Origin of the sequence: Streptomyces sp. CA-251387 (assembly GCF_050936625.1) — a bacterium.
Classification (GTDB): Bacteria; Actinomycetota; Actinomycetes; order Streptomycetales; family Streptomycetaceae; genus Streptomyces.
Map to the genome: position 1 here is coordinate 9,157,306 of NZ_JBNJMJ010000001.1, position 22,066 is coordinate 9,179,371.

20 protein-coding genes and 5 pseudogenes are annotated in these 22,066 nt (G+C 67.6%); 16 read left to right on the forward strand and 9 right to left on the reverse strand.

The genetic code is table 11. From position 1 onward, the window contains the following. Positions 1–105: 105 nt before the first annotated feature. The 10 genes and pseudogenes from ACQEV2_RS40900 (at position 106) to ACQEV2_RS40945 (ending at position 8,390) form a co-directional block, all read left to right on the forward strand. Positions 106–324, forward strand: coding sequence for a hypothetical protein (locus ACQEV2_RS40900; protein ID WP_433053814.1), 219 nt, complete (start codon positions 106–108; stop codon positions 322–324). Between the two features lie 223 nt (positions 325–547). Continuing rightward, complete coding sequence (locus ACQEV2_RS40905; RefSeq protein ID WP_433053817.1) at positions 548–1,750, forward strand: IS110 family transposase; 1,203 nt, start codon at positions 548–550, stop codon at positions 1,748–1,750. Between the two features lie 343 nt (positions 1,751–2,093). Next, positions 2,094–3,446 carry an IS21 family transposase gene (istA, locus tag ACQEV2_RS40910; RefSeq protein WP_433034770.1) on the forward strand — a complete coding sequence of 451 codons (1,353 nt, stop codon included), beginning with the start codon at positions 2,094–2,096 and terminating at the stop codon, positions 3,444–3,446. After that, complete coding sequence (gene istB, locus ACQEV2_RS40915) at positions 3,443–4,213, forward strand: IS21-like element helper ATPase IstB (protein ID WP_391335784.1); 771 nt, start codon at positions 3,443–3,445, stop codon at positions 4,211–4,213. Before istA ends, istB begins: the two co-directional genes overlap by 4 nt. A 100-nt stretch (positions 4,214–4,313) precedes the next feature. Beyond that, complete coding sequence (locus ACQEV2_RS40920) at positions 4,314–4,457, forward strand: hypothetical protein (protein ID WP_433053820.1); 144 nt, start codon at positions 4,314–4,316, stop codon at positions 4,455–4,457. A gap of 69 nt (positions 4,458–4,526) precedes the next feature. Continuing rightward, positions 4,527–4,991: a hypothetical protein gene (locus ACQEV2_RS40925; RefSeq protein WP_433053823.1), complete on the forward strand. Its 465-nt coding sequence runs from the start codon at positions 4,527–4,529 to the stop codon at positions 4,989–4,991. Positions 4,992–5,277: 286 nt separating this feature from the next. After that, a pseudogene (locus ACQEV2_RS40930) lies at positions 5,278–5,492 on the forward strand (IS5 family transposase); the annotation flags it as partial. A 138-nt stretch (positions 5,493–5,630) separates the two neighbouring features. Next, positions 5,631–6,110, forward strand: a complete 480-nt coding sequence (locus ACQEV2_RS40935) for an SRPBCC family protein (RefSeq protein ID WP_433053826.1) — start codon at positions 5,631–5,633, stop codon at positions 6,108–6,110. 561 nt (positions 6,111–6,671) lie between these two features. Next, positions 6,672–7,388: a class I SAM-dependent methyltransferase gene (locus tag ACQEV2_RS40940; RefSeq protein WP_433053829.1), complete on the forward strand. Its 717-nt coding sequence runs from the start codon at positions 6,672–6,674 to the stop codon at positions 7,386–7,388. Between the two features lie 792 nt (positions 7,389–8,180). Then, on the forward strand, positions 8,181–8,390 hold the full coding sequence (locus ACQEV2_RS40945; RefSeq protein ID WP_433053832.1) for a hypothetical protein: 210 nt from the start codon (positions 8,181–8,183) through the stop codon (positions 8,388–8,390). A 193-nt stretch (positions 8,391–8,583) separates the two neighbouring features. Here ACQEV2_RS40945 and ACQEV2_RS40950 read toward each other — a convergent pair. After that, a pseudogene (locus tag ACQEV2_RS40950) lies at positions 8,584–8,724 on the reverse strand (IS5 family transposase); the annotation flags it as partial. An 85-nt stretch (positions 8,725–8,809) separates the two neighbouring features. Here ACQEV2_RS40950 and ACQEV2_RS40955 point away from each other — a divergent pair. After that, positions 8,810–9,073 carry a ribbon-helix-helix protein gene (locus tag ACQEV2_RS40955; RefSeq protein ID WP_433053835.1) on the forward strand — a complete coding sequence of 88 codons (264 nt, stop codon included), beginning with the start codon at positions 8,810–8,812 and terminating at the stop codon, positions 9,071–9,073. Beyond that, a complete protein-coding gene (locus ACQEV2_RS40960) occupies positions 9,070–9,447 on the forward strand; it encodes a PIN domain-containing protein (RefSeq protein WP_433053838.1) in 378 nt (125 codons plus the stop codon). Before ACQEV2_RS40955 ends, ACQEV2_RS40960 begins: the two co-directional genes overlap by 4 nt. Positions 9,448–10,254: 807 nt before the next feature. Here ACQEV2_RS40960 and ACQEV2_RS40965 read toward each other — a convergent pair. From ACQEV2_RS40965 to ACQEV2_RS40975, 3 genes and pseudogenes are all read right to left on the reverse strand, one after another. Beyond that, on the reverse strand, positions 10,255–11,274 hold the full coding sequence (locus ACQEV2_RS40965) for a hypothetical protein (RefSeq protein WP_433053841.1): 1,020 nt from the start codon (positions 11,272–11,274) through the stop codon (positions 10,255–10,257). Then, on the reverse strand, positions 11,271–12,398 hold the full coding sequence (locus ACQEV2_RS40970) for a hypothetical protein (RefSeq protein WP_433053844.1): 1,128 nt from the start codon (positions 12,396–12,398) through the stop codon (positions 11,271–11,273). Before ACQEV2_RS40970 ends, ACQEV2_RS40965 begins: the two co-directional genes overlap by 4 nt. A gap of 385 nt (positions 12,399–12,783) precedes the next feature. Continuing rightward, positions 12,784–13,465: pseudogene (locus ACQEV2_RS40975) on the reverse strand (GmrSD restriction endonuclease domain-containing protein). On the opposite strand from ACQEV2_RS40975, the pseudogene ACQEV2_RS40980 reads away from it, so the two are divergent. After that, positions 13,397–13,784, forward strand: a pseudogene (locus tag ACQEV2_RS40980) (winged helix-turn-helix domain-containing protein); the annotation flags it as partial. The pseudogenes ACQEV2_RS40975 and ACQEV2_RS40980 overlap by 69 nt on opposite strands. A 264-nt stretch (positions 13,785–14,048) precedes the next feature. On the opposite strand, the pseudogene ACQEV2_RS40985 reads toward ACQEV2_RS40980, so the two are convergent. Then, positions 14,049–14,234, reverse strand: a pseudogene (locus ACQEV2_RS40985) (pentapeptide repeat-containing protein); the annotation flags it as partial. Between the two features lie 1,244 nt (positions 14,235–15,478). Here ACQEV2_RS40985 and ACQEV2_RS40990 point away from each other — a divergent pair. Both ACQEV2_RS40990 and ACQEV2_RS40995 read left to right on the forward strand, forming a co-directional pair. After that, complete coding sequence (locus ACQEV2_RS40990; protein ID WP_433053847.1) at positions 15,479–17,551, forward strand: SpoIIE family protein phosphatase; 2,073 nt, start codon at positions 15,479–15,481, stop codon at positions 17,549–17,551. Between the two features lie 709 nt (positions 17,552–18,260). Beyond that, the gene (locus ACQEV2_RS40995) at positions 18,261–18,932 is read left to right on the forward strand and encodes an SMI1/KNR4 family protein (RefSeq protein WP_433053850.1); all 672 of its coding nucleotides are present in this window, start codon (positions 18,261–18,263) and stop codon (positions 18,930–18,932) included. 59 nt (positions 18,933–18,991) lie between these two features. On the opposite strand, the gene ACQEV2_RS41000 is transcribed toward ACQEV2_RS40995, so the two are convergent. The 4 genes from ACQEV2_RS41000 to ACQEV2_RS41015 form a co-directional block, all read right to left on the reverse strand. Next, on the reverse strand, positions 18,992–19,300 hold the full coding sequence (locus tag ACQEV2_RS41000; RefSeq protein ID WP_433053853.1) for a hypothetical protein: 309 nt from the start codon (positions 19,298–19,300) through the stop codon (positions 18,992–18,994). A 340-nt stretch (positions 19,301–19,640) separates the two neighbouring features. After that, a complete protein-coding gene (locus tag ACQEV2_RS41005) occupies positions 19,641–20,228 on the reverse strand; it encodes a Mu transposase domain-containing protein (protein WP_433053856.1) in 588 nt (195 codons plus the stop codon). 42 nt (positions 20,229–20,270) lie between these two features. After that, entirely contained in the window at positions 20,271–20,798 is a 528-nt protein-coding gene (locus ACQEV2_RS41010) for a DDE-type integrase/transposase/recombinase (protein WP_433053859.1), read from the reverse strand. Positions 20,799–21,365: 567 nt separating this feature from the next. Further along, entirely contained in the window at positions 21,366–21,593 is a 228-nt protein-coding gene (locus ACQEV2_RS41015; protein WP_433053862.1) for a hypothetical protein, read from the reverse strand. A 14-nt stretch (positions 21,594–21,607) separates the two neighbouring features. Between ACQEV2_RS41015 and ACQEV2_RS41020 the strand changes: the two genes are divergently transcribed. Further along, on the forward strand, positions 21,608–21,790 hold the full coding sequence (locus ACQEV2_RS41020; RefSeq protein WP_433053865.1) for a hypothetical protein: 183 nt from the start codon (positions 21,608–21,610) through the stop codon (positions 21,788–21,790). The last annotated feature ends 276 nt before the right edge of the window (positions 21,791–22,066 follow it).

The window sequence follows — 22,066 nt, forward strand, 5'->3', positions numbered from 1 at the left end:
CGTCACGTCCCAGGAAGTGGATCTTTAATCGGTAATGATCTAGCTTCGTGGTGACGCCGGGATCTGACGGACGAACAGTGGGCGGTGCTGGAACCGCTGTTGCCCATGGGCGAGTACCCCGGCCGGCCGCCGATATGGAAGCGCCAGCGGCTGATCAACGGCATGCGCTTGCGGGTCCGCCCCGGCATCCCCTGGCGGGACATGTCCGAGAAAGGTTCACGCCGTGGATGCGCTCATACGACCTGTTCCGACGCCGGCAGCGGGACGGCACCTGGCATCGGATCGTCACCGCGCTGCCGGCCCGAGCGGACGCCGAGAGTTTGATCACCTGGGACATCAATGTCGACTCCGTAAGTTGGTTGGCGGTCCGGAAGAGTGGGGTGTGGCTCTAAAGTCGCTTGCCCCCGGTGGCTCCGGTGGAGTGGCCGCCCCGCTCTTCGGGACGCCTGGCCGCTGATTGAGATCTGCGCATGGATCGCTGTTTACGGAGCTGACGGCGGGTGTTCCTCGGGCCGAACGGCATGCTGCCTGAACCGAGGAGACCCACATGGCCAAGCAGCTGACCCACCTCTGGGTCGGAATCGACGCCGGTAAAGCCCATCACCGGCTCGCCGCGGTCGACGAAACCGGGGCACCGATCTGGAGCAAGAAGGTTCCCAACGACGAGAGCGCGATTCTGACCGCCCTCGGCGAAATCCTCGCCCTCTCCGACAACGTGCACTGGGCCGTTGACATCGCTGGTACCGCGTCCGCGCTGTTGCTGGCCTTACTCGCCGCCCGCGGCCAACAGGCCGTCTACGTTCCCGGCCGAACGGTCAACCGGATGTCCGGGTCCTACCGCGGTGAAGCCAAGACCGACGCCCGTGACGCCTACGTGATCGCAGACACCGCCCGGCTGCGGCGAGACTTCACCGCCATCGACGTCCCCGCCCAGCTGGCAGCCGATCTGTCTCTGCTGACCGCCCACCGCACCGACCTGATCGCCGACCGCGTCCGCCTGCTCAACCGGCTCCGCGACATGCTTACCGGGATCTTCCCCGCCCTGGAACGGGCCTTCGACTACGCCGACCACAAAGGCGCGCTCATCCTGCTCACCCGCCACCGAGCACCGGCAGCCATACGCCGCCACGGCCAAGTCCGCCTCACCGCCTGGCTCAAGGCACAAAACGTCCGCAACCCCGACGCGGTCGCCGCCAGCGCCCTCCAAGCCGCCAGGACTCAGCACGTCACGCTGCCGGGCCAAGACGTCGCCGCCGGCATCGTCGCGGACATCGCGACACAGATCCTCGCCCTGGACGACCGGCTCAAGCAGATCGACCAGCAGATCCGGCAAACCTTTCGCACCCACCCCCAGGCCCACATCATCGAGTCCCTGCCGGGCATGGGCCCCATCCTGGGAGCCGAGTTCATCGTCGCAGCCGGTGACCTGAGCACCTACGCCGACGCATGCCACCTCGCCTCCGCCGCCGGGCTCGTGCCCGTTCCACGCGACTCCGGACGCCGCACCCGAAACCTCCACCGCCCCAAGCGCTACGACCGACGCCTCCGCCGCGTCTTCTACCTGTCCGCCCAGACCAGCATCATCCGCGAAGGCCCCAACCGCGACTACTACCTGAAGAAGCGGACCGAGGGATGCAAACACGTCCAAGCCGTCATCGCCCTCGCCCGGCGACGTGTCGATGTCCTATGGGCTCTCCTGCGCGACGACAGACTCTTCACCTTCCACCCACCCGTCGCCCAAGCCGCTTGACGGGCCAGCGCACCCCGCCCACCTGGCGATAGCCTGCGGGCCAAACCAGAAGGGTGGGTCCAGTGGGCTTCGACGCAGAACGATCAGCGCGCATCGCTGCCATGCAGGAAACTGCCCGACCCATCTGGGAGGCAACCGGCGACACGGACGCACTTGTCCGCGTACAAGTGAACGTGCACCACCTCGTACGGATGAGAGTGCACCGTTCTTGATGCGGTGAGGGGCATGGGCCGCGAGTCTGCTGCTGTCGGTTCGGGTGGCAGAGGGGCGGCTGACGGTGGTCTTGGATCCGCATCGCTGGCTGGAGCTTCGGCGGTTTCGCGGTTTGTATGAGTCCGGCGCGATGAGCCTGCGGGAGATCGCGAAGGAGACCGGACTGAACCGCCGCACGGTCGCGAAGTACCTGTCGGGTGAGGTGGCGGCTGCGCCGCCGCAGCGGGAGCCGAACGGGCAGCCGCGGCGGCGGGTGGTGGACGAGGTTGCCCCGCTGATCGACGCGATGCTGCGGGCGGAGATCCTGCTCAAGGGGGCGGTGATCCACGAGCGCCTGGTCCAGGAGTACGGGGTCGCGATCAACTACCAGCGGGTGAAGCTCTACCTGCAGGAGGCCAGGCCCAGGATCGCCGAGGAACTCGGGATCAGCCCGGGTGAACTGGCCGGTCTGCACCGCCGGTTCGAGGTGGTCCCTGGCGCTCAGGCCCAGGTGGACTGGGGTGATGAGGGCAAGGTCCTCGCTCATGTCGGCATTCCGAAGGTCTACTCGTTCCACATGACGTTGTCGTACTCGCGCGACCCGTTCTGCTGCTTCACCGCCAGCCAGGACCTGGCGACCTTCTTCGACTGCCACCGACAGGCGTTCGCGCACTTCGGCGGGGTGCCGATGACGATCGTCTACGACCGCACCAAGACCGTCGTGCGCCGGCACGTCGCCCCGGGCGAGGCGGTCCCGCTGCATCCGGAGGCGGTCGCGTTCGCCGGGCACTACGACTTCGACATCGATGTGCTGGCTGCCTACCGGCCGCAGGGCAAGGGCCGCGTCGAGCGGCAGGTCGGCATCGTCCGCGATCACGTGCTGGCCGGGCGGGCGTTTGCGTCCATCGAGGAGATGAACGCCGCTTTCGCAGCCTGGGTGCCGCTGCGGCGGGCGAAGGTGCATGGCACTCATGGCGAGGTCATCGGCCATCGGGCGGTGCGCGACCACATGGCCCTGCGTCCGCTGCCCGAGACTCCGTATGTGGTCGCCCAGCGGCAACTGCGGCATGTGGGCAAGGACTGCCTGGTCGCCTTCGACGCGAACCTTTACTCGGTGCCCGCCCGCAGGGTCCGCCCCCGTCAGCTGGTCGAGATCCGGGCCACGAAGTCCCAGGTCACGCTGCACTCCACGGTCCCCGGCTCGGACGGTGAGACTCTGCTGGCCGCCCATCCGCGGGCTGTTGGCCGCGGCGCCCGCATCGTCGACGACAGGCACTGGGACGGTCTGCCCACCGGCGCCGGCCGCCGCGTCACCACCGGCGACAGCCCGGCTTCGCCCCGCCGGGACCCCTCGCCCGAGCCGCAGGCCAGCCCGCTACAGGCCCTGCTGAACCGGGCCGCTGCCGCCCGCGTCGAGGTCGGCCGCCGTCCGCTGTCGGTCTATGACGAGCTGACCGGCACCCGACCCTTCACCTCCAACACTCCGACAAAGGAAGCCCGTTGAGCGAGCTGACCGGCACCCGCATCCGCACCACGGCCGTCAAGCTCGGCCTGCCTCACCTGGCCGACGCCCTGAACCAGTACATCCAGCGGGCTGACGAGGCCAAGATGGGCTATCTCGACTTCCTGGACCTGGTGCTGTCCGAGGAACTCGCCGTCAAGGACGACCGGCGCTTTCGGCAGGGCCTGCGGCTGTCGAAGCTGCCACACCACAAAACGCTGGACGACTACGACTTCTCCTTCCAGCCCGAGCTCGACCCCCGCAAGGTCAAGGATCTCGCCAGCCTCTCCTTCGTCGAGGAGAAGGCCAACGTTGCCCTGCTCGGCCCGCCCGGCGTCGGCAAGACGCACATCGCCGTCGCCCTGGCCGTCGCGGCCTGCCGGGCCGGCTACTCGATCTACTTCACCAGCCTCGACGACATGGTCCGCAACCTCAAGGCCGCCGAAGCGGCAGGTCGGCTGACCAGCAAGCTCGGCACTTATCTGCGGCCGGGCGTTCTCGTGGTCGATGAGGTGGGATACCAGCCACTCGAGCGAGCCGAGGCGAACCTGGTGTTCCAGGTGATCTCCAAGCGTTACGAGAAGGGCTCGATCATCCTGACCTCGAACAAGACCTTCAGCGAATGGGGCCAGGTCTTCGGGGACGAGGTCCTCGCCACCGCCATCCTCGACCGACTCCTGCACCACTGCGAGGTCGTTCCCATCAACGGCAACAGCTACCGGCTCAAGAACCGGCTCCAGGCCATCGAGCGAGACACCGACGTGGCCTGAGTGGTGCACATATCCCCGTACTTGGTGGTGCATTCACACGAGTACGGGGACAGCACTCCAGCAGCTCCTCAAGGACAACGGGTGTCACGGAGTGGAAGCCGTGTTCGTGACCATGGGCCTGCTGAACTGCGATCTTGCCGAAGCCCAAAGAGCCTTCTTCAGCGCCCCGTGCCGCGACGCCGAACGCCGCTTCCATAACCGGGCCATGGACCTGCTCGAAGAGGCCGCCGACAGCGACGCGTGACAGCATCAGCGGCCCTTGACTCAGCCATAAAGACTCCGCCGACCTGTTCCCCGTGCTAAACAGCTCGTCATGGACCAGGTGTCGGAAGCCTTGATCGCGGGAGTAGCGAGTCTAATCGGCGCCCTAGCAGGTGCTCTTGTTGGCAGCAAGGCAACAATACGAGCAGCAAGAATCAGTGCACGGACGGAAGTCGCCAAATCTCGCTACGAAACGCGGCATCCTGCATACCAAGCCCTCACAACATCACTGAACCAGCTACGCCACTCTCTTGAAGCGAATGATGCTGATTTTGAACTAGCAGCCTTTGAGGCAGCCGACCAAAGAGTCCACGACAACATCGTCGAGGTCTCGCGAGAAGGACCTCGGGAAGTGGCCGAGATTGCGCAAGACATGGGCTGGGAGTGCTACGAGCTCAAGAAGGAGGTTCGCAATGGCCAACTCAACTCTCGCGCTGCACGTATTAACGCGTGGCAAACACGGATCGTGCCATGGCGAGACGATCTGGACGAGGCCATGCAGCAACATGGCATCTAGACCCAGACATACGAAGCGCCACCCAAAGACAGGTCGGCCCGGCACTGAGTCCGTCCGGTCGGCATCGCAACAGCGAACTGACGGCCCAAGCGCCCAGGCCGTCTGAGGGCCGTGGAAAGGTGGCCAACGACGACCAACACTGACAAGCGTCGACAGCCAAGTCGCACGTCGCTGGGTTGATCGACAACACGGCCACTGCCAGAGACCCGGTCCTTCACTTCTTCGGCTACCGAGCGCATCACAGGAGCACGTGACCCTGGCGGTCCTCACTTGACGCGCCCATTGAGACTCCACCGTCTGCCGGGCCCACCAGCACGCCGCCGGCGCGAGGAAAAGGGGGATCTCCAAAAGGAGCCGCCCGCAGGGGTCGCCGTTGAGTCGGCCGACCACGCACTCGGACCCTCGCGCGGCGGGCTGACCACCAAGCAGCATCCGGCGGTCGAGCAGCGGCAGAAGCCGATGGCCATCGTGATCACGGCTGGACAGCGCGACGACTCCCCGCAGGCAGATCGCCGACTCCACACCTGCGGGCGCCGAGCCCGGCAGCGTCGAGTGACACGTCACATGCCCGTGGATCGAGGTCGGCTACCCTACTCGCCGGTAAGGTCCTCGGGTGCAGTGACAGGGAGATCACCGACGGTGCGTCAGCGCAGTCTTGAGGAGTCCGTCGTGGTGGATGCCGTGCCGGAGGCCGTCTATCAGCTGGTGGCGCACCTGCCCGACATGGGCCGCTGGAGTCCCGAGTGCCGCCGGGTCTGGGTGCCGCGCCCGCCCGTGCGCACCGGCACGCGCTTCGTCGGCTTCAACCGGCGCGGGCCCTTCGTCTGGTTCACAACGGGCCGGGTCACGGCGGCGCGGGTGGGTGAGGAGTTCACGTTCGACGTCGGGGTCTTCGGGCTGCCGATCGCCCGCTGGGGCTATCGCTTCGCCGCCGAAGGGACGGGCACCCGCGTGACCGAGACCTGGCAGGACCTGCGCACCGGTCCCGGCGCGTGCCTTGCCGACCTCCTCGGCGTCGTCTTCGCCGGCACCACCCCGGAGCGCCGCATCGCCGTGAACCGCCACGGCATGCGCACCACCCTCACCCGGATCGCGCGGGCAGCTGCGCCATCGTCCTGACCTGTAGGCCGACGTCCACCAGGAGATCGCTCGCATCATCGACCGGACAGGCCCCGGCCCCGTCAGCCCGGCGGTCCCCAATCGAGCCTCTGTCACAGATCTTGGGGAGCCGTTACGGAGCGTCAATAGGGAACGGCTTCGGCGTCGGCTGGACTGTCGAGACAAGCGTTCCGCTGGTCACCAGGCATCATCGCGAGTAGACGACGACCATGGCAGCAACCCTTTTCGTCCCAGCGCAGGGCCGCGAGTTCCGGTAGCCGTCCGGCTTGTCATGAGGAGGTCGCGCGGCTGCACGAGGCGGCCGAGCGGGTGCAGGCGGTGCTGGTCGCGGGGGAGGGCGTGGTTGGAGGGGGCGCGGGCGTCGGTGGCCGACTTGCCGGCCGAGGCTCTGGCGTCGGGCAGTGTTGATCAATAAGCGGACTTATTGGGGCGGATTCGGCGTCTCCCTGCGCGTCTGTGTCCGTGATCCTATGCTGAGGCTGGGGACGACCTGGGGGGGTATGTCTGATGAGGGCAGTAGGCAGGGGAACGTCCCTGTTTAGGTCGGGTGTCAAGGGGCTCTTGGGACGTGCTGGGTTCGACATCGTGCGCAGCACCAACAACCTGGGCGGCGTCGATGACTTCCTGCCGTTCGAGGCGACGATGCGGGCTGCACGGGCGGCCGGTCTGTCGGTCGGTGACTACATTGACGAGGTCATGAACGGGACGCCTGGCGCAACGCAGTTCACCATCGATGAGCTAGGCGCTCTCGGGGTGTTCGCGGCCGAACCGGACAGGGTGCTGGAGATCGGACCCGGGTCCGGCCGGTATCTGGAGAAGACGCTGAAGGAGTGTTCACCAGAGAGCTACGAGATCTACGAGACGGCAGCGTCCTGGGCCGACTATCTGGTCGACACATTCGGCGTGGTCGCCCAACCGACTACAGGAAGCAGTCTCGCCCCGACACCCGACGGCAGCATCGACCTCGTTCTGGCCCATAAGGTCTTCAACACCGTGACTTTCCTGTGCGCCTGCCGCTACTTCTTCGAGATGGCGCGGGTCGCGCGCCCCGGTGGCCGGATCGTCTTCGACGTGATGACAGAGACCTGCCTGGATCCGGCCGCGGTACGCGCCTGGGCGGCGCAGGGCGGCGCGGGGCACGACTCCTACCCGGCCGCCATGCCTCGCCGGACATGCGTGGACCTCTTCGCGACCCTCGGCTGCAACCTGGAGGCCAGCTTCCTCGCGCCCATGGGCGTCGCCTCCACGGAGGTGCTTGTCTTTGCAAAGGCGGCTTGACCCTGAGAAGGCTTCCGCTTGGCGATCGGCGGGGGCTGGGGGTCGCGCTGATCTCACACCGTGGCGGCGGGAGGGTTGGTTCGCCGACCTCGGCGGCCACCTGGTCGAGTCGCTGGGCCGCCCGGGTATGGCGCGGCCGCCGCGGTGCGCAGGGGGATGAGACCAGGCGCCAGCTGCTTCCTGCCCCGGCGGTCAGCGGGATCCAACCTGACGACGCAGTGGTCGACGCGGCGCCGGGCGGGTGCGCATCCGCCGCGAGGACGGTGCCGTAGGTTCGCTCCTTGCGCCGAGGCGGACGCGTCGTTGCCGAGAATCCGGGGGGTGAGGGCTGGTGCTGGCGGGGCGGCCAGTTGCCCCGGCAGTTTGGTGTGCGGGCCGTGCGGGCGCAGCTTTGTGCACAGACGGTGGCCGGGCCGCCCACCGAATTCCCTCGCCACCGCCTTCATCGCCGACCGTGCCACCGGGGAGGAACGGCGGCGTGGCTCATCTCAGGCCCGGGACCTGTTCCACGAGAGTCCGGCGCCGGCACTGGCTCTGATCGCAGAAGAGGCGACGCACCTGCGGAGGAATGGTCAATCTCCGGCCGTCGGCGGGTGATTGTGCTGTCTGACGCCGGTATCGGCTGCGGGGCTCGTGTGGCTGGGTGATCGCCCTTCGGACAGCTGCCCGGCGGTCGGTGTCCTTGTGCGTCGGGCAGGGCCTGGCCGTCGGCGGTCGTGATCTGCCGCACTGTGAGGACGTCAGGCGTCTTCGTCTGCATGCCTGAGGGATCTGCTGGTGGAACGGTTGTGTATGAGCGTCGGCCTGCTGGGCCCCGACGTCACCACCGGTGATGGGGTTCTGCTCGGCGGCTTCCTGAGTCAGGCCGTCCTGGCGAGCGGCGACAGCCGCCCTGGCCGGTGGCGCCGTCTCCTGCGCATCTGCCTGGATGGCCTCGGCAGCCGCAATGCCGGATCTCTGCCCGAGCCCGCATCTCACGCGGACATAGCGGGAACGGACTGAACCGAGCATCCAGCTTTTCTCGTCCGCTGTGCCTGGGCAAGGGGATGGTGCAGATGGGGTACGGCCCGAGGGATGCAGGGGTTGTAGCTGTCACCAACGCGCGGTCACAGCCTCGCCCTTGGCTGCCCTGAGCGCGACAGTTGGCCGGACTCCTTGACGGGCACGCTCATGGGGTGTCTGTTTGATTTGGGCTTCAGATGTCGCGCCAGGTCGGGGTGTTTTCGCGGGTGAGGCGGCGGGTCATGAGGTCGACGGCCGCAAGGTGGATCATGGCGACGGATCGGTGCGGGTGGAGCCTCGCGGCCGAGGCGTCATCTCGCGCAGTGACCCGGTGCTCCGCAGCGCGCAGGCGCGGCGCCGGTGGCCCGGGTTCTCCCGGTTAGGCCCTGCAGGCGTTCTACTGGCGGTAGAGTGGCTTCATGGGTGAGCAAGACACCAGCATCAAGACCACCAAGGACGTCCGCGACCGCCTGCGGATTCTGGCCAGCGAGCGCGGCACCACCATGAACGAGCTCCTGAAGGAGCTGGTGACGCGTGAGCTGACCGAGGAGGAGAAGGAACAGCGGCGGCAGCATGCCCTGGAAGAGGTCCGGCAGACGACCGGCGTGACCGTCTCCGACGACGCACGCGCCCGGGCCCGATCCTTCCTGCAGGGCCTCGGACGGGAGCACCACGCCGCGTGATCCGCGTCCTGCTCGACCACACCTGTATCCAGGCGCTCGCCGACGGCGACGAATTCCTCAACGGCCTGTACGTCGAAGCCAGCTACGGCTATGCCGAGATCGTGATCCCTGCTCTTTCCGCAGTGGTCGCCGAGCGTGAACGACCAGGCGCGGGACAGCACATCCTGGGGCGCCGCTTCACCACGGCCGTCGAGTTCACCCGTTCTCACGCCCTGGTGGCCGGGGCATGGCGGCAGGTGGACTGGCGGGTGCTGCATCCGGCATCCTCAGTGATCGTTGCCCGGCAGGCCGACGAGGACGCCACCGTACTTTCCTTGGATCCCGACCTGTACGCGGGCACCGGGGTGAACCCGCTCAACCCGATGAGCCCCTGACGCCGCCGCTGCGTCGCCTGCCGTGACTTGAGCCGACCACTGCCTCTCCGTCTCCAGGAGGGTGCGGCGTTCGATACACGGGCCCGTTACATCTGGGATGCGGCGCGGACCGATGAGCGGGCGCCGTACCCAGAACCCGATCGGTGCGGCAAGCCCTGGTCAGCACTTGATGCTGGCGCGTGCGGCCAGGACAGCAAGTCCGAGGAGGGGGGTTCACTGAAGCGGTTGAACATCTCGATCCACGTGCCGGCGGTGGTGAGGTCCTGCCGCTGGAGCGGAAGACGACGGAGTTCAGCACGATGTGCCCGGCCTTCTAGGCGCGGTCGACGGTCCAGCGCTGGCTGAGTGGTCCCCGGCAACTTCCCCCAGGGCGCACCGCCGCTCCCCACCGCGCTCTGACACGACCTGCGTCTTCTCAGAAGGACGTCACCTCAGCGTGGAGCCATGGCCAATCCTTCGGTGCACTTTCTTCGAGTTCGTCCCACATCCGCTTGCTGTCACCGCGCCATGCTGCAACCATCCGCACATGTGCCCCTCCCGAGGGGCATGCCCTGACCAACTCTGGCTCCAACCAGCGAACAGGGACCCCGTGGAACGGGCGGTGGCTCGCCCTTCCATCAGGCGCAGGCCGGGACCACCCAGGTTCCGGCCTCGTTGTTCGGCCTGGCTGGTATCGCCGGGTGCTGGCTTGGGGTGTTGGCGGCCCCCGAGCCTCCGCCGCCCAGGAGAGCCCGCCCGGCATGCCGGCGGCCCGGTGCACGCTGGAAGCCACGCACCGAGCGTCTGCACTGGCGGCTGTGACCCCGTTCACGGGCATTCGGAGGCGCGGTACTCGCTCCCGCTGACGTACTCCACCCGCACGGCTTCGTCCTGCTCTCGCAGTACGTACAGCGTGCCGTCCCAGGGCGCCCAGTGTCGCGGTACGAGGAACAGCCGGTCACCGGAGACATGGAACAGCCGCAGTCCCGCGTACCGGTAGCGATAGGGACTGCCCTTCTCGTCGACGACGGCGACACAGCTGCCGCCGCCGCGGATCAGTAGGTCACGCTCGCTGAACACCACGACTGCGGGGAAGCCGTCGGCCACGGTGGCGGCCGTCTTCTCGGCCCGGCCCCGGCCCACGATCCCGGCGTAGGCGTACACCGCCCAGAACAGTGCGACCACGGCTACCAGCAGGGCGGGTGCCCAGATCCGCGCGGTCGGTGGCCGGGCGGCGGTTCCTTGCGGTTCCGGGCGGGTGCGCGCGTACGCACTGAGTAGCACGCCCGCCAGGATCGCCAGCGGGAGGACCAGCCCGAGCAGGCCCGGCGCGGCGTAGGACAGGGGCACGAGCAGCAGGGCCGGCAGCCACGCGTGCCGCAGCCCTCGCAGCACGCGCGCGGCACGCGCCGGTTCGCGCCGCACCCGTTGATGCAACGTCGACGCCGCCATCAAGACGGCGGACGCCACAAGGACGGGGAGGTAGAGCGCGTCCACGCTGCGCAGCAGATAGTCGGCTGTGGAGAACCGGAAGAGCGTGTCCCGCAGCCCGAGCGCCTGCGTTTCGGCGTCGGTGCTCGCCCAGCCGAAGTAGAAGAGGACGGCGGTGAAGAGGGAGAGGAGCGAGCCGATGGTGCCGACGAGTTCCAGCCAGTTCCGGGGCTCGGGCGGAGGCGACGGGGCCGGTGGGGGAGCGGGCGGTGGGTCGGGTGGCGCCGGTGTGGGCGTGGGATCAGGCCCGGGCGTCGGTTGGGGTGTCGGGTCCGGCGCGCCCGGCGGGCGGCGGAGTCGCGCGCGGGCACGGGTTAGCACCGTACGGAGGCGGCGCGTCGGGGTGGCGGGGGTCACGGGCTCGCCGACGTGGAACCGGTGGTGCCGGGCGTGCCAGGGGCTACGGCGGTGAAGGCGGACTCCTTGATCGCGTCGGTGGTGTTGTAGTGGACGCGCACGTCCACCGCTTGGCCGTACTTGCCGTCGAGGGCCGGGACCACGGCGGTCAGCACCAGCTGGTCGCCCGATTCCGACAGGGGGTTCGGCGGTCCCTCCAGCCGCACGCCGCCTATGTACACGCTCCCGTCCCGCAGCAGCTCCGAGTGGTCGAAGTAAGTGCCGCGGACCTCGATCCAGATCGTGTCGCCCGGCGTGGCCTCGCCATCGCCGCCCACATCCACGGAGCTGATCACGTACTCGCAGGCCCGCGTGCCGCCCGGGGAGTCGGCCAGCTCGACGGTGGCCGAAGGGTAGAGCCGGTGGAAGTCCAGCAGCCCGGCCAGCACGCGATGGGCCGCGCGGCTCTTGCAGGTGTTGACCCGGTTCGCGACGGCGGAATAGTCCTGCACGGCCTGCGCCCAGCTGCCGCCCCGTCCCTCGACGGCCAGACAGGCGTTGGCCAGCCCGCGCAGCACCTGCCACTCGGTGTCGAGTTCTTGCCGTGAGATCGTGTCGAGGGCTTCCTGGCACCTGGCGGGCGTGCGCAGGACGTCGTACACGCTCTCCGGGTCCGGCGCGTTCTCGGTGTTGGGCGAGTGCGGGCCAGGCGGGAGCCAGCCGGGACCCTCGATGTGCCCGCCGCCACCACCGTTCTGCCCGCCCTCGTTTGCCCCGCCACCGTTGTCGCCACCCTCGTTGTTCCCGCCGCCGTTGTCGCCGCCCGCGTTCAGCCCGCCGACGTCGCCCGAACTCCCAGACGCACCGTTCCCGTTGGCCCCTCCTGAACTGTTCGATCCGCCGGACTCGGTCCCACCGGATCCGCTCCCGCCGCCGTCGGTGGGCCGCCAGGTGGGCGTGCTCTCTCCCGAACCGCCGGTCGCGCTAGCCTGACCGCCGTTTGAGCCTCCACCCGACGTGCTCGTGCCACTGCTGACCCCGGACGAACCGCCGCCCTCACCGCCCGCACATGCGGCCGCCGTCCCCACCGCCAGAAGCCCCGCGAGGAACAGCCCCACGATGCGGACCCCGCCCGATGCCGTCATGACGCCCCCCGATGTCATCGCTCCCGGGCATGCCCGGCCAGCAGCCGTGGCCAGCCCCCAGGAGGTCTCCTCATAATGGGACCACCCGACACTGTCGGGAAGCGACTTCGCCCAGGCTGCGACAGCAGTCGCCAACCGGTGTTCAGGAGGCGAAGCCCAGCTGGGGGGCTGACGGGACACCGAAGTGAGCGCCGCCTGTACGACACAGGACGGGCGGCGCCTCCGCATGCTCCCTCACTGGCTCTTCCATGCGAACGAGGGCTTCACCGGGACACGGATGGCGGCCACTTCACTGGCACGGCAATGCGTTGCGTGGAGTGGGACTGAGGCATCATGGAAGTGGTTGGCCCGCCGCTTTCCCCCGTAGTGGCGGGCCCGTTCCTTTTCAGCGGGCGAGGGTGACCTCGATGGGGTTGTTCGGGCAAGCGCTGAGGATCTCGGTGAGCGCGGTCTGCTCGGCCGGGCCGATCGCGAGTTGCCAGCGGGTTTTGACGGTCACCCAGTCGGTGGCGTAGGTGCAGCGGTAGCCGGCTGCCGGCGGTTTCCAAGTGCCCGGGTCCTGGTCGGCCTTCGAACGGTTGGATGCTGCGGAGACCGCGATCAGCGAGCGGGCGTCGTCGAGGTCGTTGGCGTACGCCTCCCGCTCTTTCGCGGTCCAGCTGGAGGCGCCGGAGTCCCAGGCCTCGGCGAGAGGGACGAGGCGGTCGACGTCGAGGGCGCGGCGACGGTGCAGTAGGTGTCATTGTACGGCGAGTACCAGGAGCCACCGCTCAGCTGGCAGTTGACGCCCTGCTCGGGGGCGGTGACGGCCTCTTCGAGGAGGACCTCGTTGCGGGTGCTGCAGCCGTCGCGGTCGGCGTCGATCCAGTGCCGGAACTTGTCGCGGGTGTAGCCGTACGGTCTTCGTCCTGCACGGCCAGCGCTGCTACTGAACTTGATCGGGTGATGTCGGGTCGTTCGGCTGGGCGTTGAGCCTGCTGCGCTGTACGGCTGTCGCCGTGAGGTACGCGCAGGGCGGCGGCTTGACCGACGCCGAGAGGGCAGCCCGGGAACGGGTACGGCTGCATGCGGTGGCTCGATTCGAATCTGGGGACAGAAACAAGGCCATCGCAGGCACTCTTCGGGTGTCCGAAAGATCGGTGGAGCGGTGGCGGCGGCAGTGGCGTGAGGGTGGGCGGCCGGTGTCACCTCGAAGGGATCGCCCGGCCGTCCAAGGCTCAGCGATGCCCAGGTCGCCAGGCTGGAGCGGGAGTCAAGAAGCTGATCGGTCGGCTCTTCCACATCTCGTACACGGTGGAGGGCACGTGGCGGCTGCTCAAGCGGCACGGCTGGTCGTGGCAGCAGCCTGCACGTCGCGCGATCGAGCGCGATGGCGACGCGGTGGAACTGTGGAAGAAAGACCCCGCCGGTGAGTCTTGAATGGCTGAAAATAGCAGAACTGCTGGGAAAGAATCTTGCCCTAGCAAACTGCACCGTGGCCCCGTTGAACTGAGCCCCCCAGAGGGTCACGTTACCGCCAATGAACTGTGTAGCACTGAAATTGGCGCTTCCATCCTCAAAATACGCAACGAAGAGCGCATCCGCACCTTCGAAGCGAGATCCCACGAAACTCACCACGCCGGCGAAGTGGGCACCCTTGAAGGTGGCTTTTCTGCCAGTGAATTTGGCACTGTGGAAGCTCACGGTGGCACCGATAAACTTCGTGTTACGGAAGGAGATTACGCCACTATTAAACCGGGCTTCGGCGAAGGATACATTTCCGCCTTGGAAGTTCGCACCTTCGAAGGAGCCTCCGTCGAAAACCGCTCCAGTGAAGTCGAAATCGCGCCTATCCACCTGCCGTCAGACTGCAAATGCGTCCGGATGACCTCAATCACAGTGTGGCGTACCTGCTGCTCGGCTCTCCATTCCATGCGCTCGTCACCTGGGGCAGTGGCATCTGGCGCGGTCGTGTAGGGCATGCGTAGATAGGCACACAGCACATCAATACAGGTCTGCTGCTGAGCCACCCAGTCATCGGCGAGTCCAGCCAGCGCATGGACGCCGGCCAGCCGCCTGCGCACTCTCGCGTGCCTGTCCCAGAGTCAGCCTCGTGGTATCGCGCTGCTGCTTAGCTGTGTAGCGAGCGCTGAAGTGTTGGCTGGCGAAGGCGGAACGGACGGCGACGGCTGGCGCGCGGTGCTTGAACTCAAGGCGAGCATCACCTCACCCAGCGCGCTAACCAGCGTAATCATGCTGGAAACGGTAGAGCCTCGGGCTGACAGGTTTGCCCGGCAGCCCCGAGGGGCAGCCCGAATGGCAGAGCTGTTCCCCATTCTCCCGAAGTTGGCCTCAGCCCACATCGGCAGCATCCCTACTGGCCCGCTCCCTACATGTTCTCATCCTTCGCCCTGTCGCCACCCCGGGTCGCGCCCAGCGGAAAGCACTGCTTAAGGCGGGGGGAAACGTAAACGTGCCGAGCGGGTCCACGTGTATTGCCACACGCGTTTGTGGGACCTTGGAAGTCATCTCATTTGGGTGGAGATCGACTCATCCAGTTCCAGTCTCTGTGTCGCTCGTGCGGGCGGCGAGCTGATAGAGTGAAGGAATTCCCAGAAAGACGGTAGATTCCTGGCGCTGCTTCCTCGAGTCGAGTGTCGCAATCTTCGCTTCAGCTGCGGAGAGGCTAGCCGAGAGACCTTCGAATTCACCAAGCTCCCCTCCCTTTCGGCTTCGGCGATTCTGTCGCGGAGGTTATCGCGGATCTCGTCGAGTCTCGGCCTCTCGTCAGGGCCGACAATGAGAACTGGGCAACGAACACATGCACGCTCACAGTCCTGTGGGGTGGCCTCTGCCTTGGGTGGATCAGCTGGCCGGAGCGCCCTCTTCGCACACTGTGCCTTGCGCTGGTGTGTGCGATTCAGCGTCCTCGCAGCTGCGACGCCAAAAGGGATGATCCTTGTCGATTTGTTTTGTCAGTCGGAGAGGTGCCGGTCGGCCGCATGGCCGTGCAGCATCTCGGCGAGCAGAATGGACGTGAGAGCCCTGTCCGCCGCGTGTGGCGCACTCGGCTGTCGCATGTGTGCGGGAAAGGGCGCCTGGTGTCATCGCATCCACCGGGGGAAGAGCAGGCTCCCGGGCCGCTCTGGTCGGAGCCGGGAACCTTGCTGGAGCACGTCGCCGTTGCCGTGCTGGGGATGGATGACGAGGACAGGATCTGCTACTGGGGACCCGGTGCGCGGCGGCTTTTCGGATATGAGGCGGGGGACGTGCTGTCCAAGCCCGCCGCAACCCTCTTTCCCGCCGCCCCCGTGGACGGGACCAGTGCGGCAGAACGGCTCGCGGAACGAGGTCGCACCCTTGGCTACTGGCGGGTAAGAATGCCCGCCGTGCATCAGGACGGCACGATCTTCGACTGCGGATTCCGGGTCTTCCCGGTGACGGATCACGAAGGCCGCTCCGTCATCGTCGGCCTGGCCAGCAGGGGCGACGAACTCGACCGGGTGAAGACCAACCTCACCTTCCTCGACGCGCTTTTCGAGACGTGCCCGATCGGCCTCGTCATGCTCGATGAGGACCTGCGCTACGTGCACCTCAACCAGGCCCTCGCCGACATGGACGGGATCCCGATCGAGGACCACATCGGGCGCCGCATGGAAGAATTCATGATCACGTCCGATGGAGGCGAGTACCAGCGCATGCTGCGCGCCGTCGCCGACGAGGGACGGCCCGTCGTGAGCGCACTGGTCGTTCTTCGCACGCCGGGGCGTCCGGACCGGGACCAGGTGCGCTCGGTGAGCTTCTTCCCCTTGAGCCAGGCAGGCGATACGCGGCCGGGATTGGGTGGCCTCCTCGTGGACGTCACCGACCGTGAGCAGGCCATCGTGGAAGCGGCGGCCGGACGGCAGCGGCTGGCTCTGCTGGACAGGGCCACGGCCCGCATCGGCACCACCCTGGACGTGGACGTCACCGCCCGTGAGCTGGTCGAAGCGGCTGTTCCGGAGTTCGCCGACGCCTCCGTCGTGGAGGTCGTGGAGTGGATGGACGAGCCCGAGGTGTTCGACCCGGACATGCCCCTGGTCACGCGCCGGATCGCATCGGGCACCAGTCTGCCGCCTCCGGCTCCCGAACTCGTCGGCGGACTGGAGCGCGTGACGTACCCGCCGGGCTCCACGATCCACGACATGGTGTCAACGGGCCTGCCCGTCTGCGTCCCCGTGGACGAGGAGTTCATGACACGGACCGTGATCCACCAGGCCCGCAGCCAGTTGCTGATCGACAGCGGCCTGACCAGCCTCCTCATCGCTCCCCTCATCGCCCGGGGCACAGTCCAGGGAATCACCATGTTCGGCCGCTCCGCCGACCGCCCGGCCTTCACAGAGCAGGACCTCAGCCTGGCCGGCGAACTCGCCTCGCGCGCCGCCTTGTGCCTGGACAACGCACGCCTCTACAGCCAGGTCCAGGAGATCGCTCTCACTCTCCAGCGGGCCCTGCTCCCCACCGCCCTGGCGACCAGCCCGTCCCTGCGCATCGCCCACCGCTACCTCCCCGGCAGCCACCTCACGGAGGTCGGCGGTGACTGGTACGACGTGATCGACCTGCCGGGCGGCCGAGTGGCTCTCGTGGTCGGCGACGTCATGGGACACGGCGTTCCGGCGGCCGCGGCGATGGGCAGGCTGCGGATCACCACCAAGGCGCTGGCCCGCCAGAACCTGGAACCCGACGATCTCCTCATGGAGCTCGACGCCTGCGCCCAGGAGGCGGGCATCGAACTGGCGACCTGCCTCTACATCCACTACGACCCCGGAACGGGCCGAGCCTGCATCGCGAACGCCGGCCACCCCCCGCCTCTCCTACGCGAGCCGAACGGCACGGTAAGGATCATCGACAACGTGCTCGGGGTTCCCCTCGGTGTCGGCGGCTTCCCCTTCGACACACTCGAGATCGAACTCCAGGAGGGCGACACCCTGGCCCTCTACACCGACGGCCTCATCGAGTCTCGCGGCAAGAACATCGACGAGGGCGTCAGGGTACTCCACACCCAACTGGCCGGCGCTACCGGCACTTTGGAGGAGACGGCGGACGACATCCTCGCGCATCTGCTGCCGGCCACCCCCACTGACGACACTGTCCTCGTCCTCGCCCAGGTCAGCCCGCCGAAAGGACCGCAGTAGGACGACTTGTGCGACGCGTGCCGCCGCCCCGACGCCCAACCGGCTCCAAGAATCGACACCCCGTGAGGTCACCGAGGATCTCCTCGTCGGGGGCCTGGCGGTGCGCCAGTACCCCATGCGAGGTGCTCCACTTCGGGAATCTCGGTGCCACGGGCGAGATGATGGTTGCCGTACGGGTCCAGGCGTCGAGGGGCTGGCGCTCGTACCCCGCCCTGCTGCAGGGCGGGGTACGAGCGCCAGCGGCTGGCGGACGACGAGACCGACGACGGCTCAGGCACGGGCTTGTTATTGCTGCTGGAGTCGGGAGAGAAGAATCCCATCCACGCCCCCGACCACCAGCAGTCCGACGACCACGACTCCGGTCCCGGACTTCTTCGCTCTCGTGCTTTTGCCTTCCGACCGGTTCACCCAGTGACCCGCCCGTTAGTACTGGCCAGAACGACCCGCCACGGAAACACCCCCGAGGTCAGCCTCACAGCGACAGCCCACCCGCCTCAGTCACAGAGCGTTGCAGCGCATCGCGAGGCGGGGTACAGGATGAACCGCATTTGGCTGGTACACGCCATCACACATCGTGTCAGCATCAATACACCCTCAGTACACGTGAGTCGGTAGAGGAAGACGGAAGCCCGTGCCGAGGAAGCGTACTGTGCCGACTGCGTGGAGCAGGCCACAGTTCTGCTCGCCGCACGCCCGTAGGCTCGCGGCTATGAGTGACGACCAGCAGCAGGAACATGCCGCAGAGGGCGCCTGGGGGAGGATCGAGGCGTGGCTGAAGCAGAATGCTCCGCGCTCCTACCGGTTGCTCCCCCCGCCCGCCCCAGAGGTCGATATCCATGCGGTTGAGCAGGAACTCGACCTCCTCATCCCACCGGGCCTGCGGGCGTTCTTTCGCCTCCGCAACGGCACCGGTCACCCTGCTGACTTCGGCTGGACGCCCGAACCCGAGACGGGGCTTCCCCCGCAAGGGCAGGGGACAGCTTGGCTGTTGCCGATGAAGCACGCGATTCCGCCGTTGCAGCAATTGCCGTACTGGGATGAAGGTCCCCACACCATCGGCAGGCCGGCCGACCCCGCGATGCGGTACTTCGCCTTCGCCGCGACCGACCGCAGCGGCCTGTACGGGCTGTTCGCCGACTGCACCCCAGGACCCGGTTACGGACGGATCGGCACTTTCGAAGAGGCCGGCATTCCCCAGCTGGGGGTGTGGCCGTCGTTCGCCGACTATCTCATTGAAGTCGCCGATGCCCTGTACGAGAACCGTGGTGTGGAGTACGCGGACGGACGCCAGGACACGACGGTGCCCGGACTCGTCGATCGGGCCCTGGTGTGGGACGGGCCTGTCTATCCGCTGGACCCGGACTGGGAACGCTTCGCATAGCGCTGTGGCCGGAACACCACGCGGTGTCCCGGCCACGGGATCGGTCAGTCAACGCTCAGTCAGCCGACCTTCTTCCATGCGCACACGGTGTCGGCGTTCTTGCAGTGCTCGAAGCCGGGATCGCTGATGAAGAACCTGTCCTTGTCGAGCAGCCGCATCTGCGGGACGAACTTGATGCCGAGGTCGCGGAACGCTCCCTCGTTCTGGTCCTGCGGCACGGAGGCGCGACCGCACCTCTCGTTCCACTTCGGGCCGGGGTAGCCGTTGCGGTTCTCGGCGAGCAGGCCCCATGTTCCGCCGGTCATCGGCTTGGTGTAGAGCTGCGCGCACTCGTTCCCGGAGTTGACCTGGTTCGGGCCGCCGGGCATGCCGCCGCTCTGGTACGTACTCGCGGGGCGCGTATTCGTCGCAGGATCCGCTCGGGGTGGCGCTGTTCGGCGTCCAGCTACTGGGGCAGTAGTAGGCGCCGGCCGCCGGGTACAGGGTGGTGTCGACCGTCCACGTGGGCTTGATGAACGGGAAGACACAGGCGGTCTTGATGGTGCCCCCGGCGATGTCGTCACAGCGCGGCGCTCCCTGACGCGGACATCGCCGCTGCTGCCGAGGCTCGTCTCGGCGTGCGCGTCTCCGGCGTCGACCGAACCGCGCAGGAGCTCGCTCAAGAGGACTTCTTCGCTGGGGAGTTGGTAGTGAAGGGCCGCGTTCCGGTCAGCTCGTCATAGACCGACAGAGGACGGCGTCCGACCTCGATCCGGGCGACTGAGAACGGTTCAACAGACCCTGCAGCGAGCTGTCTTGGCCACTGCTGGTGGGTTCACGAAGTGGCGGCCGGGTCACTTCGCCGGTCGTGGTGCGACGGCCCGTGCCGGTCAGCAGGCCGTCCCAGTGCTCGTCCTGTTTGACGACGGCCCTGCGGCCAACGGCCCGTGGATGGGTGGCCAGCAGTGTCTCGCCGCTGGCGTCGGGAACGGTCGAGTGCAGCATGACCTGGGACTTCGTCGCCCTGACCTCGACCAGCTGGCCCGGACGGACCTTGCGGGCAGGCACGGAGTAGAGGTTGCCGCCGAACGCGACCAGGCAATCCTTGCCGACCGGTCGTAGATGCCGCTCAGCCACCAGATAAGGGGTGGACGGCAGCGGTTGGAGGGCGGCGCGGTCCCGGGCGGCCCGGTGCCCGATGACCTCGTGGTGGGTGGCATGAGTCCGGGCACGTAGCGGGGGCACCCAGGCCATGAAGGCGGCGCCCATCTCCTCGAGGCAGGAGAAAGCATGCCGGGCCAGTACGTGGTCGCGCACGAGCAGTACCTGGCACTCGACCCGGCCCTTGCCCGTGGGTCGTTAGGCGGCCAGGACGTCGATGTCGAAGTCGTAGTGGCCGGCGAAGCCGACCGCCTCCGGACGCAGCGGCACCGCCTCGCCCGGGGCAACGTGACGGCGCACGACGGTCTTGGTCCGGCCGTAGACGATTGGCATCGGCACCACGCCGAAGTGGGCAAACGCACGGCGGTGGCAGTCGAAGAAGGTCTGCAAATCCTGGCTCGTGGTGAAGCAGCAGAACGGGTCGCGCGAGTGCGACAGCGTCATGTGGAACGAGTAGACCTCCGGGATGCCGACGTGCGCGAGGATCTTGCCCTCGTCGCCCCAGTCGACCTTGGCCTGAGCTCCGGGAACCACCTCGAAGCGGCGGTGCATACCGGCCAGTTCCCGTGGCTCGATGCCCATTTCACTCGCGATACGCGGCCGGGCCTCCCGCAGATACAGCTTGACCCGCTGACAGTTGATCGTCGAGCCGTACTCCTTCACCAGACGCTCGTGCACCACGGCACCCTTGATGAGGATCTCCGTCCGCAGCATCGCGTCGATCAACGGTGCGACTTCGTCGACCGCTTTCCTCCGCGGCCTGCCGTTCGACGTTCGTCTCGGCGGTGCGGACGGCGCTGTGCTCGACAGATACTTGCGGACCGTCTTATGTCCAGACCCGTCTCCCTGGCCACCTCCGTCAGGCTGACCGCCCCGGACTCGACCAGGGCACGGAACCGCCGCAATTCCAGCCAGCGTTGCGGGTCCAAGACCACCGTGTCACCGTACTCCGCCACCCCTCACCGGACGAGCAGCAGAGTGCCGGGCACCACGACTCACCGCACCACCAAGCGTCCCTTTTCACTCGTACGCGACCGAGGGCGTTCACGTGTACGCCGACAACGTCGTCCGTGCGCTGCGCGGTGGTGGCGGTCTTGCTCAGCAGCGTGTCGATGAGGTCACCCAGGTCCTGGCCGAGGTCGGCGAGGGGTGGGCGAGGCCGTGAGCGCCGAAGGTGGGCGTGATCTGGTCGGCGACCAGGTCGACGACGTCCTGGACCCCCGCGACCTCGGTGAGGCCGACGGCGATTGCGTGAGGTGGTCCAGCCGACCGGCGCGGGCCGGTGTGACGGTGCTAGTAGGTGAAGCGCCCCTCCAGGTCCACGGCACAGCTGCCGCCGGGCAGCCGCTCGACGTAGTCGGCGGCGGCCGACTGCCGGCCCGCAGCCCGTGGGCCGGTTCCGACGCAGACAACACGTGGCTGTTCACGGCGGACCGCGGCGCCCCGCTCGACGGTCTCCTCCAGCAGCCGAGCCGGCCGTCGGGAACCGGAATTCGTGTTGCCCCACTCCCGCTTGGTCATGAACAGCCGGGCGCGTGGCGGGCTGGATCAGCACCAGGGAACCCCACGACCGCACGCTGGTCACCGGCGCGGCCACCAGCGCCGACGGGTACGGGAGGGCCACCGCGGTGCGCGCAGAGGAGCGAGCCATCTCCTCCTGGCTGCCGACCCACACCGGCCGGTCCTCGCGGACGGCGTCGGCCACGGGGGCGGGGTAGGTCGGCGGAACCCTCGCCCGTGGTTCGGCGAACGCGGCATCCCGTGCGCCGACGTCAATGGTCGGAGCGTTCCTCGTCGCGGCGCCTTCTCCCGTGGTGGTCGTGTCATCCACTCGCCTCAGTGAGGTGCGGACGGCCTGTGGTTGGCGGTGAGCGCGACAGGGTCCGAAATACGGGTCAGCGGGACCGGTTTCTCCTGCAGTGATCGAGGCACTCGGTTCACCCGGTGAGTGCGCACCCGTCGGGGGTGAGCAGGTGACCGGCACGGTGAGATCA

Excerpts from the sequence above, each read along its gene's own strand:
- ACQEV2_RS40900 (WP_433053814.1), top strand. The coding sequence starts at position 106 with ATGGGCGAGTACCCCGGCCGGCCGCCGATATGGAAGCGCCAGCGGCTG.
- ACQEV2_RS40905 (WP_433053817.1), top strand. The coding sequence starts at position 548 with ATGGCCAAGCAGCTGACCCACCTCTGGGTCGGAATCGACGCCGGTAAA.
- istA (WP_433034770.1), top strand. The coding sequence starts at position 2,094 with ATGAGCCTGCGGGAGATCGCGAAGGAGACCGGACTGAACCGCCGCACG.
- ACQEV2_RS40925 (WP_433053823.1), top strand. The coding sequence starts at position 4,527 with ATGGACCAGGTGTCGGAAGCCTTGATCGCGGGAGTAGCGAGTCTAATC.
- ACQEV2_RS40945 (WP_433053832.1), top strand. The coding sequence starts at position 8,181 with ATGAGCGTCGGCCTGCTGGGCCCCGACGTCACCACCGGTGATGGGGTT.
- ACQEV2_RS40955 (WP_433053835.1), top strand. The coding sequence starts at position 8,810 with ATGGGTGAGCAAGACACCAGCATCAAGACCACCAAGGACGTCCGCGAC.
- ACQEV2_RS40970 (WP_433053844.1), bottom strand. The coding sequence starts at position 12,398 with ATGACGGCATCGGGCGGGGTCCGCATCGTGGGGCTGTTCCTCGCGGGG.
- ACQEV2_RS40995 (WP_433053850.1), top strand. The coding sequence starts at position 18,261 with ATGAGTGACGACCAGCAGCAGGAACATGCCGCAGAGGGCGCCTGGGGG.
- ACQEV2_RS41000 (WP_433053853.1), bottom strand. The coding sequence starts at position 19,300 with ATGCCCGGCGGCCCGAACCAGGTCAACTCCGGGAACGAGTGCGCGCAG.
- ACQEV2_RS41015 (WP_433053862.1), bottom strand. The coding sequence starts at position 21,593 with ATGACCAAGCGGGAGTGGGGCAACACGAATTCCGGTTCCCGACGGCCG.